This window comes from Arthrobacter sp. SPT-J7, from assembly GCF_059089965.1.
The window spans coordinates 113106-129373 of sequence record NZ_JBNHFF010000007.1 but is presented as its reverse complement, the minus strand read 5'-3'; the positions used below and the strand labels follow the sequence as shown (position 1 = coordinate 129373).

General features: G+C 65.6%; 19 protein-coding genes and 1 pseudogene. 15 read left to right on the top strand and 5 right to left on the bottom strand.

Annotated features, from left to right (window positions below):
• Nucleotides 1–118: 118 nt before the first annotated feature.
• From AC5RWX_RS13170 to AC5RWX_RS13125, 10 genes are all read left to right on the top strand, one after another.
• On the top strand, nucleotides 119–1012 hold the full coding sequence (locus AC5RWX_RS13170) for an aminoglycoside phosphotransferase family protein (RefSeq protein ID WP_493939662.1): 894 nt from the start codon (nucleotides 119–121) through the stop codon (nucleotides 1010–1012).
• A gap of 361 nt (nucleotides 1013–1373) precedes the next feature.
• Complete coding sequence (locus AC5RWX_RS13165; protein ID WP_494097511.1) at nucleotides 1374–1919, top strand: SGNH/GDSL hydrolase family protein; 546 nt, start codon at nucleotides 1374–1376, stop codon at nucleotides 1917–1919.
• Between the two features lie 917 nt (nucleotides 1920–2836).
• Nucleotides 2837–3280: an Asp23/Gls24 family envelope stress response protein gene (locus AC5RWX_RS13160; RefSeq protein ID WP_493939660.1), complete on the top strand. Its 444-nt coding sequence runs from the start codon at nucleotides 2837–2839 to the stop codon at nucleotides 3278–3280.
• On the top strand, nucleotides 3277–3468 hold the full coding sequence (locus AC5RWX_RS13155; protein ID WP_493939659.1) for a DUF2273 domain-containing protein: 192 nt from the start codon (nucleotides 3277–3279) through the stop codon (nucleotides 3466–3468). Before AC5RWX_RS13160 ends, AC5RWX_RS13155 begins: the two co-directional genes overlap by 4 nt.
• Complete coding sequence (locus AC5RWX_RS13150; protein ID WP_493939658.1) at nucleotides 3465–3860, top strand: hypothetical protein; 396 nt, start codon at nucleotides 3465–3467, stop codon at nucleotides 3858–3860. The genes AC5RWX_RS13155 and AC5RWX_RS13150 overlap by 4 nt, the downstream gene beginning before the upstream one ends.
• Nucleotides 3857–4462, top strand: a complete 606-nt coding sequence (locus tag AC5RWX_RS13145) for a hypothetical protein (protein ID WP_493939657.1) — start codon at nucleotides 3857–3859, stop codon at nucleotides 4460–4462. Before AC5RWX_RS13150 ends, AC5RWX_RS13145 begins: the two co-directional genes overlap by 4 nt.
• Nucleotides 4459–5067, top strand: coding sequence for a hypothetical protein (locus tag AC5RWX_RS13140; RefSeq protein WP_493939656.1), 609 nt, complete (start codon nucleotides 4459–4461; stop codon nucleotides 5065–5067). Before AC5RWX_RS13145 ends, AC5RWX_RS13140 begins: the two co-directional genes overlap by 4 nt.
• A gap of 164 nt (nucleotides 5068–5231) precedes the next feature.
• Nucleotides 5232–5804, top strand: a complete 573-nt coding sequence (locus AC5RWX_RS13135) for an RNA polymerase sigma factor (RefSeq protein WP_493939655.1) — start codon at nucleotides 5232–5234, stop codon at nucleotides 5802–5804.
• Entirely contained in the window at nucleotides 5801–6394 is a 594-nt protein-coding gene (locus AC5RWX_RS13130) for an Asp23/Gls24 family envelope stress response protein (protein ID WP_493939654.1), read from the top strand. Before AC5RWX_RS13135 ends, AC5RWX_RS13130 begins: the two co-directional genes overlap by 4 nt.
• Nucleotides 6391–6858, top strand: coding sequence for a hypothetical protein (locus AC5RWX_RS13125; RefSeq protein WP_493939653.1), 468 nt, complete (start codon nucleotides 6391–6393; stop codon nucleotides 6856–6858). Before AC5RWX_RS13130 ends, AC5RWX_RS13125 begins: the two co-directional genes overlap by 4 nt.
• A gap of 50 nt (nucleotides 6859–6908) precedes the next feature.
• Here the strand turns inward: AC5RWX_RS13125 and AC5RWX_RS13120 are convergent, their stop codons facing one another.
• From AC5RWX_RS13120 to AC5RWX_RS13105, 4 genes and pseudogenes are all read right to left on the bottom strand, one after another.
• A complete protein-coding gene (locus tag AC5RWX_RS13120) occupies nucleotides 6909–7697 on the bottom strand; it encodes an acylglycerol kinase family protein (RefSeq protein WP_493939652.1) in 789 nt (262 codons plus the stop codon).
• Nucleotides 7698–7793: 96 nt separating this feature from the next.
• A pseudogene (locus AC5RWX_RS13115) lies at nucleotides 7794–8084 on the bottom strand (aa3-type cytochrome oxidase subunit I); the annotation flags it as partial.
• Nucleotides 8081–8605, bottom strand: coding sequence for a response regulator (locus AC5RWX_RS13110; protein ID WP_493939651.1), 525 nt, complete (start codon nucleotides 8603–8605; stop codon nucleotides 8081–8083). The gene AC5RWX_RS13110 and the pseudogene AC5RWX_RS13115, both read right to left, overlap by 4 nt.
• 357 nt (nucleotides 8606–8962) lie before the next feature.
• On the bottom strand, nucleotides 8963–10477 hold the full coding sequence (locus AC5RWX_RS13105) for an MFS transporter (RefSeq protein WP_493939650.1): 1515 nt from the start codon (nucleotides 10475–10477) through the stop codon (nucleotides 8963–8965).
• Nucleotides 10478–10654: 177 nt separating this feature from the next.
• On the opposite strand from AC5RWX_RS13105, the gene AC5RWX_RS13100 reads away from it, so the two are divergent.
• Entirely contained in the window at nucleotides 10655–10813 is a 159-nt protein-coding gene (locus AC5RWX_RS13100; RefSeq protein ID WP_493939649.1) for a hypothetical protein, read from the top strand.
• Between the two features lie 184 nt (nucleotides 10814–10997).
• Here AC5RWX_RS13100 and AC5RWX_RS13095 read toward each other — a convergent pair whose 3' ends face one another.
• Nucleotides 10998–11984 (bottom strand): LysR family transcriptional regulator, encoded by a 987-nt coding sequence (locus AC5RWX_RS13095; protein ID WP_493939689.1) that lies wholly within the window; start codon nucleotides 11982–11984, stop codon nucleotides 10998–11000.
• A gap of 74 nt (nucleotides 11985–12058) precedes the next feature.
• Between AC5RWX_RS13095 and AC5RWX_RS13090 the strand changes: the two genes are divergently transcribed.
• From AC5RWX_RS13090 to AC5RWX_RS13075, 4 genes are all read left to right on the top strand, one after another.
• Complete coding sequence (locus AC5RWX_RS13090; RefSeq protein WP_493939648.1) at nucleotides 12059–13807, top strand: FAD-binding protein; 1749 nt, start codon at nucleotides 12059–12061, stop codon at nucleotides 13805–13807.
• A 113-nt stretch (nucleotides 13808–13920) separates the two neighbouring features.
• Nucleotides 13921–14259: a hypothetical protein gene (locus AC5RWX_RS13085; RefSeq protein ID WP_494097510.1), complete on the top strand. Its 339-nt coding sequence runs from the start codon at nucleotides 13921–13923 to the stop codon at nucleotides 14257–14259.
• A 35-nt stretch (nucleotides 14260–14294) separates the two neighbouring features.
• Nucleotides 14295–15605, top strand: coding sequence for an alpha/beta hydrolase (locus AC5RWX_RS13080; RefSeq protein ID WP_493939646.1), 1311 nt, complete (start codon nucleotides 14295–14297; stop codon nucleotides 15603–15605).
• A gap of 270 nt (nucleotides 15606–15875) precedes the next feature.
• On the top strand, nucleotides 15876–16142 hold the full coding sequence (locus AC5RWX_RS13075) for a hypothetical protein (RefSeq protein ID WP_494097509.1): 267 nt from the start codon (nucleotides 15876–15878) through the stop codon (nucleotides 16140–16142).
• Nucleotides 16143–16268: the final 126 nt, after the last annotated feature.

Here is a 16268-nt window from a genome sequence, read left to right as displayed (position 1 = left end):
GGGCACCCACCACCCCACGAAACACAGCGAATCATGTCTCTCACTCGCGCCCGTTCAAACCGTCCCGTAAGCCGGTGGACCCGCGCGACACCGACGAGGGATCACGTAGCGTCGGTACATGACACAAGTTGCAATGCCTCTTGCTGCCAGGGACCGACTTCTTAATCGATTCGGTGGTGCGGCCGCGTCCTGGATCGACGACTTCGGAGTGATCGTGAGCGGGCTCTGCCAGAAGTGGGCACTTGACCCACGCACCGTTCACGCGGGTGGAACAGGCGCCGTTGTCGAGTGCGTATCGGCCGAGGACGGAACGCGGCGCGCACTCAAGCTCTCACCTGACCGCGGAATAACAGAGCAGGAGGCTGCCGCGTTGAGGTACTGGGCAGACGCGAACACGGTGGTCGATCTGATGGACGCGGACATCACGCACAGCGCGATTTTGCTTGAGTGGCTCCCCGAGGCCACCCAGCTGACTGCCGACACCTGGGACATCGCCGAGGTCGAGGATCTCATCGCTGATCTCTTCTCGCCGCGGACACCTCCGCCACCTGATGTTCCCCTCGCTCGTGAGCGCGTGGAGTTCGTGTTCGAATTGTGGGATCGCCGCCGCCGGTCCCTCCCGGACTCTCCAATCGACGACAGCGTGTGGCGTCGATCGCACGCTTTTGCTTTGGACATGGCGGGTGAAGGTGAGTCCTTGCTTCACGGCGATCTGCACCTCGGCAATCTTCTGCGGGTCCACGACGGTCGCGGGATCGTTGCCATCGACCCACGCCCTTGCATCGGCGATCCGGCGATGGACCTCACTGACCTCGCCACGATTGGAGCGGCCAGCGAAGCGGAGATCCGCAATCGATGCCGGCAGCTTGCAGACATCGCTGATCCCGTAGACGCAGACCGGCTGTGGCTCTGGTGTCGCATCTTCGCCCCGCTGGCGGCAGTCTCACTCGCCCGCCGTACCGGCAAGACCGAGGAACTCACCCTCATGCGCGACCTCACCTTCCCGCGCTGAGCGTCACCAAGGAAGGCGCCCGTTAGCCGGTCCTCCACCGCGACACTAGCCCCAGTTGAGATGGCACGCGCTCCACCATCGAGGTGGACAACCCGCCAGCGCCTACGCCTTCGATTTGAGGGTGCCAGGTCCAGGAGTAATCACCCTGACTCACCTTTCATCGCCCGTTGAACAGCACTATGGAGTTCCTCGCTCCCTAACTGAGCGGCGTTGGGATGTGCGTGGCTGCACGCCCGAGTCGAAACTTTATACCCGTGGGGGGTATATTTACCGTATGGGAGCGTTGCTTGGACGAAGCCACAAACAGTCGTACACACACCGCGCGTACTGGGACCAACCTCAGTCGGAGACGCTGACGTACGTGGCGCTTGGTGATTCCGCCGGACTTGGGGTGGGCCTTCATGACCCCCGCCGCAGCTACGTGGCCCTCCTGGCCCAACGACTTCAGAGCACCACGGGCAGCCACGTGCGTGTCGTGAACCTGTCTGTGAGTGGTGCTACCGCCGAGGACCTTCTGCGGGATCAGATACCCAATATGCCCGACCCGTCGGGCAACATGGCCGTGACATGTGTTGTTGGTGGCAACGATGTGGCCCGGTTGCGATTTGACGCCCAGGCCTTCGCCCAAACCATGGAGATGATCGCTGCGCGCCTGCCTGTCGGCGCCGTGATGGGTCTAGTGCCCCGTTTCGGTCATTGGCCCTATGACAAACGCGTACAACTCGTCAACGAGGCGATTCGGGATGCAGCTGCCACGAGAGCGCATAGAGTCGCCGATGTCTACACCCCCAGTGTCAGGCTTTCCATGGCGCAGTATATGAAGACGCTGGCCAGAGACTTTTTCCATCCCAACGAGTCCGGGCATGTCATGTGGGCGGACGCCGTGTGGGATCAGTTGGCACCTTGAGTACCAGCTTTTATCTCAGGGACCCTCGCCGCCTCGGGACGCCCGGCCACCCAGCAGGAACACAATCCCTCAGGGCGGCCATGGCGGGCCGCGAAGCCTATCTGGACGAGCTCGACGGCCCGGGTACGCGAACCCTCCGGTCTCGCCTCCAGAACAAGGGAGCCGGTTCCGGCCGCTTGCGCTGGCGCCAATTCCTCTGACCGCTTCCAGCTAGCGGTGACTCCTAAAAACTTCAGACACACTCACGGTTATCGGCGATGCACAAGTCCTCGTCCTAGGCGGTTCCTACGACCACCGACGTAAACCCTTCGCTGCTCAAACTCAGCAGTTTCTGGCCTCAGCAGGACCCGTCCTTAAGTGATAGAGCCCAGGCTGACTGCGTAGTACCGGCCGACAAAAAGGGAAAGCCCCTCGAGAGGGGCTTTCAGCGGGTTCGGAAGTTGATATCTGGTATTGGTCAGCGGTGATGCGCTCCTCCTCCCTGGGCGCTGAACGCGCCCTGCCGGTTTCCGTAGTAAAGGACTCTAATAAACGCTCAAGCTGATCGTCCAGCGACACGACCAAAGGATGGGAGGCACCCGCAAAGGGCGCGCTCGTGGCCGTTTCGTGGACCACTGATCCGGCGAGGACCGCCGCGAGGAGCAGGTCGCGGACGGGCCCGGTGGCCGCGTCATCCACGCGGGCAACACCGTTGCCACTCCCGGCCCATCCATAACGGCGGCCTGTCTTTGACCGGCAACTTACGACCCCGGCAGGGTCCACGCGGCATGGGGATTTGATGTGACACAGATCACGCGCCGGGGTGCGGGAGGTTTGCCCCCGGGATCCGCCTTATATATGTGACCATCCGCACGGATGGTCGTCCAGCCGATCCGGGAGTGATCATTGTGACCAGTCAGCCGCAGGACAATCCAACCATGAACACGCAGGGCACCCCCGCCGGTTCCACCTCCGTCGGTTCCACCTCCGTGATAAAAGACGAGGACCGGGGCACTACCACCATCGCCGACACTGTGGTGGCGAAGCTCGTGGGCAATGCCACGGTGAAGGTCCCGGGAGTCTATGCTGTCGGCGGCAGTGCGGCGCGTGCCATGGGCTCAATCCGTGATGCTCTGGGACAGCACGACCTCGGCCAAGGGATTAAGGTCGAGGTCGGCCACACTCAGGTGGCCGTGGATCTGAACCTTGTTGTCGACTACCCACACCCGCTGCACGAAGTCGCGGAAAACGTCCGCGACGCCGTTTACGGTACGATCGAGGACCTGGTCGGCATGGAGGTCACCGAGGTGAATGTTGCCGTCAGCGACATCCACATCCCGGAAATCGATGACGTCGAGGCGAAGGGTCAGCGGGTCTCATGAGCGCCACCCTCGCCGGCACGGCTATCGGGGCCACCCTTGCCATCTCGGCCCTCGTTTTCGGCTTCTGGGGCCTGCTGCTGGTCGCCGTGGCGATGGCCATTGGGGCCGTTCTGGGCAGGATCGCCGAAGGCCGGCTGGATCCTGCCAGAGTCATGAATGCCATCCGCGGCAGGAGCTCCTACTCATGAGTTCCGCGGCCCCGGCCACCGCGCCGGCACCCGGCCGCCGCCAGCCGCGTGCCGGGCATACCAGAATCAGCTCCCACGCCCTGACCCGGACTCTGGAGGCGATCACGGCCGATGCCTTTGCGACCCCGGTCAAAAGCGTTCAGGCCCGGCTGCGGGACCAGCGGGGTGAAATCTGGGTTTCCGTTGCCGTGCCGGCGGCCATCCCGCCGCTGACACAGGCCGCCCGGAACCCGGCCGCCGCAGCCGAGCACGGCGGTTCGCTCTATGACCGCGCCGATGCGGCCCGGCAGCGCATCATCGACAGGGCCCGCCAGCTCACCGGCTACACGGTGGGGCGGGTGGATATCCGCCTGTCGGGGCTGCACAGGGAAAAGGAGGCGAAGCTTCGATGAGCACCCAGCTGACCACCCGGGCGGGCACCGGGCCGCACCTGCGTTGGATATGCCGCAGGGCAACCCACTCCTCCAGGGCCGCGGCCTCCGTGATTACCGCGGCCCTGCTGATCGCGGTTTTGGTGTGGCTGGGCACCGAAACCGTGCTCTCCGCGGTGGGGGCACCGGCCCTGCTGGCATCGCCGGTCCAGATGGTCCGGTGGCTGGCCGGGATACCGGAGAACACCCTGCCGGCGCTCCTCGTCGGTGCCGGGGCTGTGCTGGCCCTTGCCGGCCTTTTGCTCGTCCTCCTCGGGCTGCTCCCCGGAGCCAGAGCCCGCCACATCATCGCCAGTGACCGCTGCGCCATCGTCGTCGATGACGGGGTCATCGACGCGGCGCTTTCCCGCGCCGCCTGCCGGACCGCCGGACTGACCCCGGAGCAGGTCACCACCCTGGTGCGGCGGGACAGCGTGCAGCTGACGATCCGCCCCACCTCCGGGATCCCGCTTGATGAAGAGGCGATAGGCGAGACGGTCCGGCACGAGCTCTCCGCCTACGGCCTCCGGCCGGAGCCGGCAGTGCAAATCCGTATCAGCGACCGGGGAGCCGTGGGCGTATGAGCGGCACGCACCGCGGCCTGAACCGGCTGCTCCTGGTCCTGCTGGGCCTGATCCTGATCGCTGCCGGGGTACTGACGGCAGCTGCGGGAATCAATCCGGACATTGCCCGGACCTGGACCCGGACAGGAGCGGACGGCCAGGCGTGGGCCCTGCAGCAGATACGCTCCGCACCCATTGCCGACACGGGCATCAGCTGGTGGACCGTGGCCATCCTGGCCGCCCTGATCCTGGCAATCATTCTTCTTATCTGCTGGATCGCCTCGCAGGGCGGAGGCCGGACCGACCAGGTTGGAGCACACGGCAGCAGCCGCGGAGACGGGATCACTACGGTGGACACGACCCTGGCTGCCCGGGCCATCCGGGAGGCGATGGCCGAGGATCCCCGGATCCTGTCCACCGACCTGTCCTCATGGAAGGTCAGGGGCACCGACGGGCTGAGGATCGCGATCCAGGTCCGCAGAGACGTCTCACCCGGGCAGATCGCGGCAAAGGCGGAGGAAATCATCACCGGGCTGGACACGCTGCTCGGTGAGCAGATCCCGGTTTTGGTCCATATCGGCGCCGGCACCCGCACCCGCTTCGCCCGCCCTGAACGCGTCCGCTGACACCGCGGCACCCCTGCCCCGCACCTCCGTCCTTCAGTGCCCCGGCCCGTTCGGCAGAACCCCTCCCGGCGGCGGCCGGGACCCATGACCCGCATCTCCCGCCGCTCGGTAGGATGTGCCCATAGCCATCACGCAAACCGATATCCAACGGACGGGGAAACAAGATGGAGCGCCCGGAGCCGAAGCCCGCCGGGAGTCTGGCGTCGCTGACCGATGCCCTGCTCGCTGAACGCGCCGCCGACGGTGACGTGGCGGCCTTCGAGGTTCTGGCCCGCCGGCACGCTCCGGCGCTGCGCGCCTACGCGCGGCGACTGACTAATTCCGTTCCCGACGCCGACGACATCGTTCAGGAATCCCTGCTCCAGGCCTGGAACCAGCTGCCGCACCTCAAGGACGCCGCAGCGCTGCGCAGCTGGCTCATGGCCATCACGGGCCACCGCAGCATTGACCTGCTGCGCCGTCGCAGCCACAGCGGGCGCCTGGAGGACCGACCCGAACCCGCCGATCAGGGCCCCTCGCCGGAAACAATTGCCATCGCCGCAGCCCGGATGCGCGCCCTTTCCGAAGCGCTCCGGCGGCTGCCGAACACACAACGGCAATGCTGGATACTCAGGGAAATCGGCGGCCAGTCCTACGAGGACATCGCCGCCATCCTGAACATCAGCACCGCCAGCGTCCGCGGACGCCTCTCCAGAGCACGCACTGCCCTAATCAAGGAAATGGAGGCCTGGCGATGACAACCGCCGCCAGCGGACCCGGCTGCGGCCACAGCCTCGAAGAACTCGACGAATACCTGCGCACCGGCCACTCCGACCTTGAACCCCACTTCGCGGCGTGCCCCGAATGCCAGGCCGCACTCAGCGCTCTCAAACGCCTCCATGAACTCACCGATGCCCTCATCCAGGACGACATCAACCGTGCCGGGACGGGAGACGAACCCTGGCTCACCACCATCCTGGACAATCTCCGCCTCGAAACCAGAACCGGCAGAACCATCCCGCTCACCTCCTCCCGCCCGGAGAACCATCTCTCCCAGACAGAGGGCTCCGTCATCGCCCTCATCCGCACCGTCGGAGACACCATCGACGGGGCAACCATCGGCAGGTGCCGGCTGCACGGGGACCTCGGCACGCCCGGCGCCGAAGTGCGGGTCGACGTCAACGTCGCCGCCTTCTGGGGCCATCCGCTCCCCGGACTTGCCCGGACACTGCGCAGCCGGATCTTCGATGCACTCGAACGCCACACCGAGCTCAACATCACCGGGATCGACATCACCGTCACGGACATCCACGCACAGGCCGTCCCGGCCGAAGGGAGCGACCCGTGACCACCCCCGAAGCACAGACCGCGGCACGGCTGACCGAGATCATTCTGGCTCTCGACGCCGTCGCCACCCTCTATCCTGCCCGCCCGTCCCTGCTCACCGCGGCGGAAAAGACGGCCCGAGCCCCCTCCCCCGACGCCGTCCCGCCCGTCGCGGTGAGCATCGACAGCTCCGGCATCAATGTCACCGTCCGCCTCGGCATCCACGCCGGCACGCCCGCCCCCGCAGCGGCCCGGCAGGTTGCCGCGGCTATCCGCGCGCAGCTCGGCGCCCCGGCTCCGGACCAGAACATCAACGTGACCGTACAGATATGCTCCATCAGCGCGCCGCCGGCACAGGCACCCCCGCAAACGGCCGTTGGCCGCACCGCACCCCCCCAGACAGCCGGCAACGGCCACGGCCCCGGCAGCGCGGCGCCATGCTGGCGGGCACTCCTCGGATGGCCCCGGCCCGGGCGTCATGACTGATCATCCCCGACCCTGTGAATCCTTCAACTGACACTTCTCGGGCTGTCCTGTCACGACCTTGAGAAGCGGAACCCTTCTAAGTTGACCAGCCCGGGCACGAAGCCGATCGCCGCGGCGGCGGGTACACCGGAAGAGATTGCGGCTACTTTCTCCAGCAGCTCGGTCACCGCGGATGCCGCCGCTGACTCAGTCATGCCCCAGGACTTGCCCTCCTGCACCAGATGTTCGTGGTGATGTAGTTCAGCGTCGCTTGGCCGTTGACCGTGTGGCCGGCGTATATCTGGAAGGGCTGGAACTTTGATAACGTCCGCACCACGGAGAACATCTCCTTGAACGCGCCCTTGCTTCCCTTTTCCAGATCGATGGCCATGACCCGCGCCGAATCCGACATAGGAGTGCGCATATTCACCCGGGGCTTCCGGTCCCTGGCCCGTGTGGATGCGCAGCAGGTCGAAATGCCGCACCCGGACCTGAGCGATGGCTTCTGCCAGCGGCATCGTGCCCGTGGTCCGCCGGTGGTCGTTCGCGTTTCCTGCCGCCATGACAGCGCACAGGGCATCGGGGTTGCCGCCTTGCATGACGCCGCTGACCACTTCGTTGTACCCGCCGTCACCGCTGACGGACACGATAAGAACGTTACGGTCTCCGGCAGCCGCCTCGCGCGCCAGTGAGACGGCATGGCCGGCATGCCCGGTCGGCCGCACCCTGATGTCCGGTGTGTAGGGCAGCAGTTCCTTCAGCCCGTCGCGGAGCGGCTCCGCCAGCTTCGGTGCATCACCGGTGCTGTTTGGGGTGAAGATAATGATAATCGTTGCATAGGCCCGCGCAGCATCCATCATGCACTACAGGTGCCACTAGCGGATGCCCGCCGGGCGCCCGGCTTTTCGCTGTGCTGCACGATCCACTCCTTCACGCCGGCGGCAAGGCTTCCCCAGCTAGTCATTGGCGTTTGGGTTGTTGGTATCTCCGGTTCCGATGTCAGCCGCTCCCAACACAGCCGCTGCCGGGGAGTGGCTGGCGTCGTGGAACCGGGGAGCCATTTCTGGGTGGTGCAGGTCCAATGCGGGACGTTCGGAGCGGATCCGCGGAATGGAGGAGAAGTTGTGCCGCGGCGGCGGGCACGAGGTGGCCCATTCCACTGAGGCACCGAACCCCCAGGGGTCGTCGACTTCGAATTTCTTGCCACTGCGCCAGGTGACGTAGACGTTCCACAAGAACGGGATCATCCGTTGCTCAGGCCTTTTGCTGCGAGCAGGAAGACGTCCCGCTCCCGCACGGACAGCACGTCTAGTACCGATAAGTCCGGACCGATAGCGGGAACGTTGCGGGCTGCATGCTCAAAGAGAGAGTGGACGGATCCTGGGGCGATGACGGAGTAGCCGGAGTGAACGGTTCGGATCGCTGCCAGTAGAAATTCCGGTTCCGCGCTCTTGAGCAGATACCCGCTCGCCCCGGCCTGCACGGCCTGGACCACTGCCTGATCCCTGTTGAACGTGGTCAGCGCAATGATTTTTGGTTTGTCGGTTCCGGCCGCCGCGGCGTGCTGCACGATCCGCCGGGTGGCTTCGACGCCATCCATGACCGGCATGCGCAGGTCCATCAGCATCACGTCCGGACGCCGTTCGATTGCAAGGTCCACCGATGCCTCCCCGTCACCGGCCTCTCCCGAGAATTCCAGATCCTCCTGGCTCTCGATCAGCATGCGGATACCTGACCGGAACAAGGGCTGGTCGTCTACCAGGGCCACGGTGATACGCGTCCCCTCCTCAACCACGGTCGTCCGCTTCCCGTGCGGCTCCTGCCTACCGGGGAGTGCCTGCGGCGAGGGCCGGCTGGACTTCCGCACTCGAAACGTCACCGTCCGCTGGACCGAGGGAACCCCATCATCAACCTCCTGCGTTTCCTCTTCCTGGGCGAGGGCGAGATCGCACCCGTCACCCGCGAGGTGCTACGGGAAGCAGAACCGGACGTCACCAGACGCCCATGGGTACACGTCGGCTGACCGTCACCCAAACCGATGACGAGCATGCGTTCCGGCTCCGCGGCACCTACGGAGCTTCCCCTCCGCCAACAAGGTTCGGATCGCCGGAAAATTTCGCGGTGCTCACATGACCGTCGGCCGGTCAGTGCCTCTCCGATGAGACGCTCGCGCCGCCTCGTAACTGCTGTCGAACGGCAGTGTGTCCATCTCGAGCAGGGGGTTCGCGTCCTGCGTCGCGACCAGCTCCCGGGCCGCGTCATCCGAGTCCACGCTGGGCATGGAACCGGGCAGGTGCCGCCGGGCGGATTCCGGCAGGAAATAGATGGTGACGGCGGCGATGGCCGACGTCGCCATGAGGTAGAAGGCAGGCGTCAGGTCGTTGCCCGTCACCTGGATGAGCGAGGCGATGATGAACGGCGTGGTGCCGCCGAAGATCGCCACCGCGAAGTTGTACGCGATGCCCATGGCCGCATAGCGGTGGGCCGTGGGGAACAGCGCAGGCAGCGCCGAGGCCAGGTTGGGCACGAAGAAGGTCACGGGGAACGCGACCAGTGCCAGGCCGGCGAGCGTCGCCGGTACCGTTCCGATTGCGATCAGCAGGAACGCCGGAAGTGACAGCACCACTGTGCTGATGGCCCCAATCCAGAGCACGGGGCGCCGCCCGATCCGGTCGGCGAGGCGTCCGGCGAGCGGGATACACACAGCCATGGCCACCAGGACTGGAACGGTCAGCAGCGTTCCGTGGATCTCGTCGTATCCCTTGGTGCTCGTCAAATATGTAGGCATGTAGGACGTAAGCGCGTAGCCCACCGCGTTTCCGGCCGCCACAAGAATCATGGCCAGCACGATCCTGCGCCAGTGGTCCCTAAAGATCCCCACCGGGCCCACCGGACGGAGCTTGTCCCCTTCCTCGTGACGGGCGGCGGCCACGGCTTCGGCCTCCAGCGTCGCCTTGAAGGCAGGCGACTCCTCGATCTTCAGACGGAAGTAGATGGCGACCCCGCCTAGCGGACCTGCGATCAGAAACGGGATGCGCCATCCCCACGCCACCATCTGCGCTTCCCCCAAGAGCAACTGAAGAACGGACACCAGCGCCGCGCCGAGTGCAAAGCCGAGGTAGCTGCCCATGTCCAGAAAGCTTACGAAGAAGCCGCGGCGGCGGTCAGGCGCGTGCTCGCAGACGAAGGTGGTGGCACCAGAGTACTCGCCGCCGGTGGAAAAGCCCTGGACCAGCTTGGTGGCCACCAGCAGCACCGCGGCCCAGATGCCGAGCACGTTGTATCCCGGCAGCAGGCCGACGACGAATGTCGCCGTAGCCATCAGCAGCAGGGTCATTGCCAAGACCTTCTGCCGACCGATCTTGTCACCAAGCCAGCCGAAGAAAATGCCGCCCACCGGCCGGGCGATGAACGTGGCGGCGAATGTGCCCAGCAGGAACAGGTTCTGCACCGCCCGGTCCGCCTCGGGTAGGAACACCGGCCCCATGGTGGTGATCAGGTAGCCGAACACGCCGACGTCGTACCATTCCATCGTGTTGCCCACAATGGTCCCGCCGAGCGCTTTCCGCAGGGTGCGGTGGTTGACAACGTTGATGTCGGACACGCGCAGCCGCCGCTGCTGCAGATGGTGCTCTGTCATGGCTCAGTCACCGCCGCCTCTGTCTTCAGGCTGGGCGCGTGCCGTTCGTACTGCCGGCATCCCTGGTCGGGGCAAGCCCAACTCTCCGACCATTTTCCCACCACCGGGCAGACACAACAATGAAAACCGCGGCCCGCTCCCCACCACCCGGCCTCCGTCTTAGCCGTCGCTTCCGCCATGCCCGGGCCGGTGGCACTGGCCGGGTTCGGCCTGGACTCTCTGATCGAAATCGGTGCCAGCACCGTGGTGATCTGTGAGCTCTCCGGTGCCGGCGAAGTTCGACAACGGACCGCCTTGAGGCTGACTGCCTGGGCGTTCCTTGACCTGGCTATCTAGCTGGCCATCCAGTCAGGACTTGTTTTGGCCGCCGAGCACCGCGCCCAGCCGAGTCCTGACTGCCGAGGGCAGGGTGACGTTTATCGACGGGCTTCTGGCGGCCGCTGTGCCGACCGGGATCCTTTTGTACACCCTCGCCGGATGGTAGTGGGCTGCCCCCATTTGCCTGTCTGGCCCTCGTCTACTACGCGCTCCGCCGGTTTCGCGGTGCGGCTGTGACTAGGCGTGCGAGGTCCGTGCCGGGGGCGGTGAGCGAGTCCACGGTGTCGAAGACGAACTGTTGCATGGCCGAGGCCGCAGCTGAGGGTTCGACATCGGTGCGCCGGGCAAGATTGACGGTTCGGGTCAGTTGCGGGTTTACCAGGCGCGTGCTTTGCAGGCCGGGACGGTTGATGACTACCATCGCCGGGACCACTGCCACTCCCACTCCCCGTTCTGCAAAACGAAGCACGGCGTCCATCTCGGCGCCCTCGACGGCGATGGTAGGGGTCAGTCCTTCGGCGGAGAATGCGGCGTCTGTGGCTAGGCGCAGGTCGTAGCTGCGGTTGAACGCGACCTGCGGGATCTGCGCCAGCTCCGCCAGTGTGATCTCGGTCGGTGCCAGGCTCTCGCCGCGTTGCTCCCGCACGTTGCTTGGCAGGGGTGAGCCAGCGGCCGAGACCACCACCAGTTCCTCGGAAAGCAAGGGGATCAGTTCGGTGCCCGGTACGGATGGGTCCGTGTCACGGGTGACCATCAGGGCCAGGTCCAGGGCGTTTTCATTCAGCGCGTCGACCAGGGAGCGTGAGCCAGCCTCGGTGATGTGCAGGCTCACTCCGGGGTGCGCAGTCCGGAAGGCTGCGAGCACGTCGGCTACCAGGGACACGCAGAGGGTCGGCGGGGCACCTAACCGGACATGGCCGCGGCGTAGCCCGGCCAATTCGTCCATCTGCTCGCGGGCGGAGCGCGCGTCGCCGAGCATCCGCCGGGCGATGGGCAACAGGATTTCGCCTGCGTCGGTCAGCGTCACCCCGGCCGGTCCACGACGGAACAGTTTTGCACCCAGATCAGCCTCCAGAGCTGCGATTTGCCGGCTCAGCGAGGGTTGGGCGAGGAAGAGCTCCTCGGCAGCCCGAGTGAAGTGACCTATTCGGGCCACGGCCTCAAAGGAAGATAACTGGTCGAGTTTCATCATAGCGCTTTCGCATCAGCGTGAGCAGAACAATGCATTGGACTCATCATACGCGGGTTCCTAGCATTGTCGATATGAGCACCCACCACCCCTCTGAACGACTACTGTCCACCTCCGTCCTCGTCATCGGCACCGGCGGTGCCGGCCTGCGGGCCTCGATTGAACTGGCCCAGCGCGGAGTTCAGGTGCTGGCGGTGGGCAAGCGGCGCAAGCACGATGCGCACACCACCTTGGCGGCCGGCGGCATTAACGCCGCCTTGGGCACGATGGATCCCGAGGACAGCTGGCAGCAGCACGCCGCCGACACGCTGCGCGAATCCTATTTCCTGGCCGACCCGGCCATCGTCGAGACCGTGGCCCGCAACGCGGCCGACGGTATCCGGGACCTGGAAAAATGGGGAATGCCCTTCGCGCGGGAGGAAGACGGGCGGATTTCCCAGCGCTTCTTTGGCGCCCATAAGTACCGCCGCACCGCCTACGCCGGTGACTACACCGGATTGGAAATCCAGCGCACCCTCATGCGCCGTGCCGCCGAACTGGACGTGCAGATCATCGACACCATCTACATCACCCGCCTCCTGGTGGCCGACGGTACAGTCTTCGGCGCCTATGGATTCGACATAGTGGACGGCACGCCCGTGCAGATCCATGCCGATGCGGTCATCCTGGCCGCCGGCGGGCACACCCGCATCTGGCGCCACACCTCCTCCCGGCGCGACGAGAACACCGGGGACTCCTTCCGCCTGGCCGCCCTGGCCGGGGCCCGGATTCGGGACGCCGAACTGGTCCAGTTCCACCCCTCCGGACTGCTGGAGCCCGACGACGCCGCCGGCACCCTCGTCTCCGAGGCAGCGCGCGGCGAAGGCGGCATCCTCACCAACGCGCTGGGTGAACGCTACATGGATCGCTATGACCCCGAGCGCATGGAACTTTCCACCCGTGACCGGGTGGCCCTGGCCGGGTACACCGAGATCGCCGAGGGCCGCGGGACCGAGAAGGGCGGCGTTTATTTGGATGTCTCCCACCTGCCCCGGGAGGTCATCCTGCAGAAGCTGCCGCGTGTCTACCGCACCCTGATCGACCTGCAGATGCTGGACATCACCACAACGAAGATGGAGATCGCTCCGACCGCCCACTACTCCATGGGCGGGGTTTGGGTAGCCCCGGAAGACCACGGCACGGGCGTGGACGGGCTGTACGCAATCGGTGAAGCTTCCTCCGGACTTCACGGTGCCAACCGCCTGGGCGGGAATTCGTTGATAGAGCTGCTCGTCTACGGACGCATCACTGGAGAGCACGCCGCCGAGTACGTCACCTCCCGCACCGCTGTCCACCGGGATCCCTCCGCCGTCGGGCTGGCCCGCACCGAAATGCAATCACTGCTCAGTGGACGCGGAATTGAGTCAGCCCGGCGGCTGCAGCGCGAAGTGCGAAACCTCATGACCGATCACGCCGGCGTCGTGCGTACCGAACAGGGACTGCAGGAAGGCCTGCGCAAACTGGCCGACCTAGAAGAGCGTGCCCAGCACGTGACCGCCCACCCCGACATCGCGGGGTTCGACGACCTGGCCCACGCCTATGACCTGCTGGGATCGCTGCTCGCGGCCCGCGCAACGCTCGAATGCGCCCTGGAGCGCCGTGAGACCCGAGGATGCCACAACCGTGCGGACTTCCCCCACATTGATCCGGGGTTGCGAGGCAATTTCGTCTGGTCGCCAGGAGATGGAGTCAGCTTCGAGGCTCTGGCCCCCGCGTCGGACTCCTTCCGCTCGCTGGCCGAGACCGACGCCGACGACTCGGTAGCCGGCAAGCTCGTGGAGTAGGCCCAACCGGCCATCGAAGCCGCAGAGTCGAGATAAGTTACAAACACCCGCAGCCATTCGTCCGCAGCCAGAACGAGACGAACGTCTTCCTCCAGACACGGAACGTTTGCCTCATGCCGGCCTCGGGACGCAGGCGCATGATGGGGTCCACGATGGACGTCTCCGGAGCTCCGGGCACGGACTTGATCGTGCTCGGCGCCCCGGCCGGGAGCCTCGACAATTTCCTGGAATGGCTGGGCTCGGCCTTGGAGCCGGTCTACGGGTTCCTCTCCCTGGCTGGTATTCAAGGAGAAATTCCAGCCAAGCTACCTACCCTTGTTCCTGTTGTACCCGGACGCGGCGGCCCTGCCCAGGATCGGCAGCGCCGTCGCCCTCGCCACCTCCCAGATGTCTTGGTGCGCCAGACGGTGGGATTGCTGCACAAGGTCCTGCACCTGAACCGCAATCCCTGAAGTCCGGGCCGACCGGCCTTGCGAAAGGAGCCAGGATGCCGAGCATCTCACTCGTGGACGGCACGCTGCCGCTGATGTTCAACATTTTGGCCGCGCTCGGAGGGCTCTGGCTGTTGGCCGGAGGAAGGCGGTACTGGCTGCGTGCTGTGCTGCCTGCGCTCCTCTGCGGCGCAGTGGGTGCCTTGCTGCTGTGGTGCGTGGCAGAAGTCGCCTACGGGTGGTGGGACCAGACGTTCCCCCGTTTTCTTTACATCTGGACCGCTGCGGCGGTATCTGCGGTCATCCTGATGGTCCCCCGCATATTCTTCGGGCGCGGCGCGCTCTGGCGGGCTCTCGCAGTACCGGCGGCGGTGTGCGTGGTGTTGGCCGCCGTCGCACAGGCCAACGTGGTGTATGCCGCTTTTCCCACCGTGGCCAGCATGTTCACGACCCAAGATCTGGTCCAAGGTCCCATCACGACGGTAGCCGGCAACGGGAGCCCGGCTTCCACCGCCACCGTCCCTGCCACCACGGAAGCGAACTGGACCCCGCCGAAGGATCTGCCCGCCCACGGCAATGTCTACTCGGTTCCGATCCCCGGGACAGTCTCCGGGTACCGGGGCGGCCATGCCTACGTCTACCTGCCGCCGGCGTACGTGGCCGACCCGCACCGCAGCAACCTGCCGGTGCTGGTCATGATCCATGGCACCCCGGGCGGAGCGGGCTCTTGGATATCATCCGGTAACCTCGCCGAAACCATGGACAACTACGCCGCCGCCCACCGCGGTCTCGCCCCCGTGGTGGTCATGCCGGACCTGACCGCGCGAGGTGCCTCCAAGTTGCCGCTGTGCCTGGACTCGCAGGTAGACCACTCAGCCACCTACCTCGGCGTGGACGTCCCACACTGGGTGCGCAACACTTTGGGCGCCGGCACCGCCGGCAGAAGGCAATGGGCCATCGGCGGCCTCTCCTCCGGCGGAACCTGCGCCTTCCAGATCGCGGTGAACTTCCCGCGCGCCTATTCCACCTTCCTGGACATGTCAGGCGAGTCCGAACCTTCGATCCATGGCGGCCGCGGGCTACTGGTTGACGAATACTTCGACGGCAACGAAAAAGCCTTCACCCGCCAGAACGCTCTGAATGTGTTGAACCGACACAAGTTTCCCGAAACCGCCGGTTTCTTCGTGTCCGGTACCGCTGACAACAAGTACGGGACAGAACTCGACCCCCTCTACACTGCGGCACGGCAAGCAGGGATGCACGTCCGGTTCGACAAGGTGCCCGGCGGGCACAGCTGGCGCATGTGGAGCACCGAACTGCCCCGGCACATGACCTGGCTGATGCACCGGACCGGACTGATCCCCTAAGATCCTCCCCACGGCCGAAGAGCTGCAGGTACTCATAACGGGTGGCGACAGACTGCCCGTTCGCATCCATGGCCCATGCAACCTCCACCGATGCAGCCGAATCGGCGCACCCCGAAAGCTTGCTCGTTCTCGTCAACCCCATCGAGCTGTAACGCGCGCATAACACAGCGTCTGGTACTACGGACAGACATTTCGTACCAGGGGGAGGCGCGTAATGTTTCACTGCACGCGGGGCGGCATCGCCGTCGGGAATCGGCCATGTTAGGGGAAGTGGCGGCCCTGCCTGCCTGGGTCTGGTTCGCCGTTGCCTTCGCCTTTTGCATCTGCTTGTCGATGTGGCGCGCGCGTCGTCGCGCGCGGGCAGGAGTGGTGGTCGAATCCATCCCAGGCGACGACGGTTGGACGACGATCGACAACATGGCCATAGGAGGGGCGGCACTTAGCCTCCTCCTGCTGTTTCTCGGCGTCATCTTCGATCTGGCCGACATCGACCTCGGTCAGATCCTCAAGCTCGGTCAGATCGGCAGGGCCAGGTGAGCAAACCCGGGCTTCCGCCGCCGTCAACGGCCCGGCCTCTCCAAGGCTGTCGCCGGGCTTGCGCCGGCAGACCGGGCCCTACAACACGGAACCCCCGCACCTGAAAGGTACGGGGGTTCCGGGAGC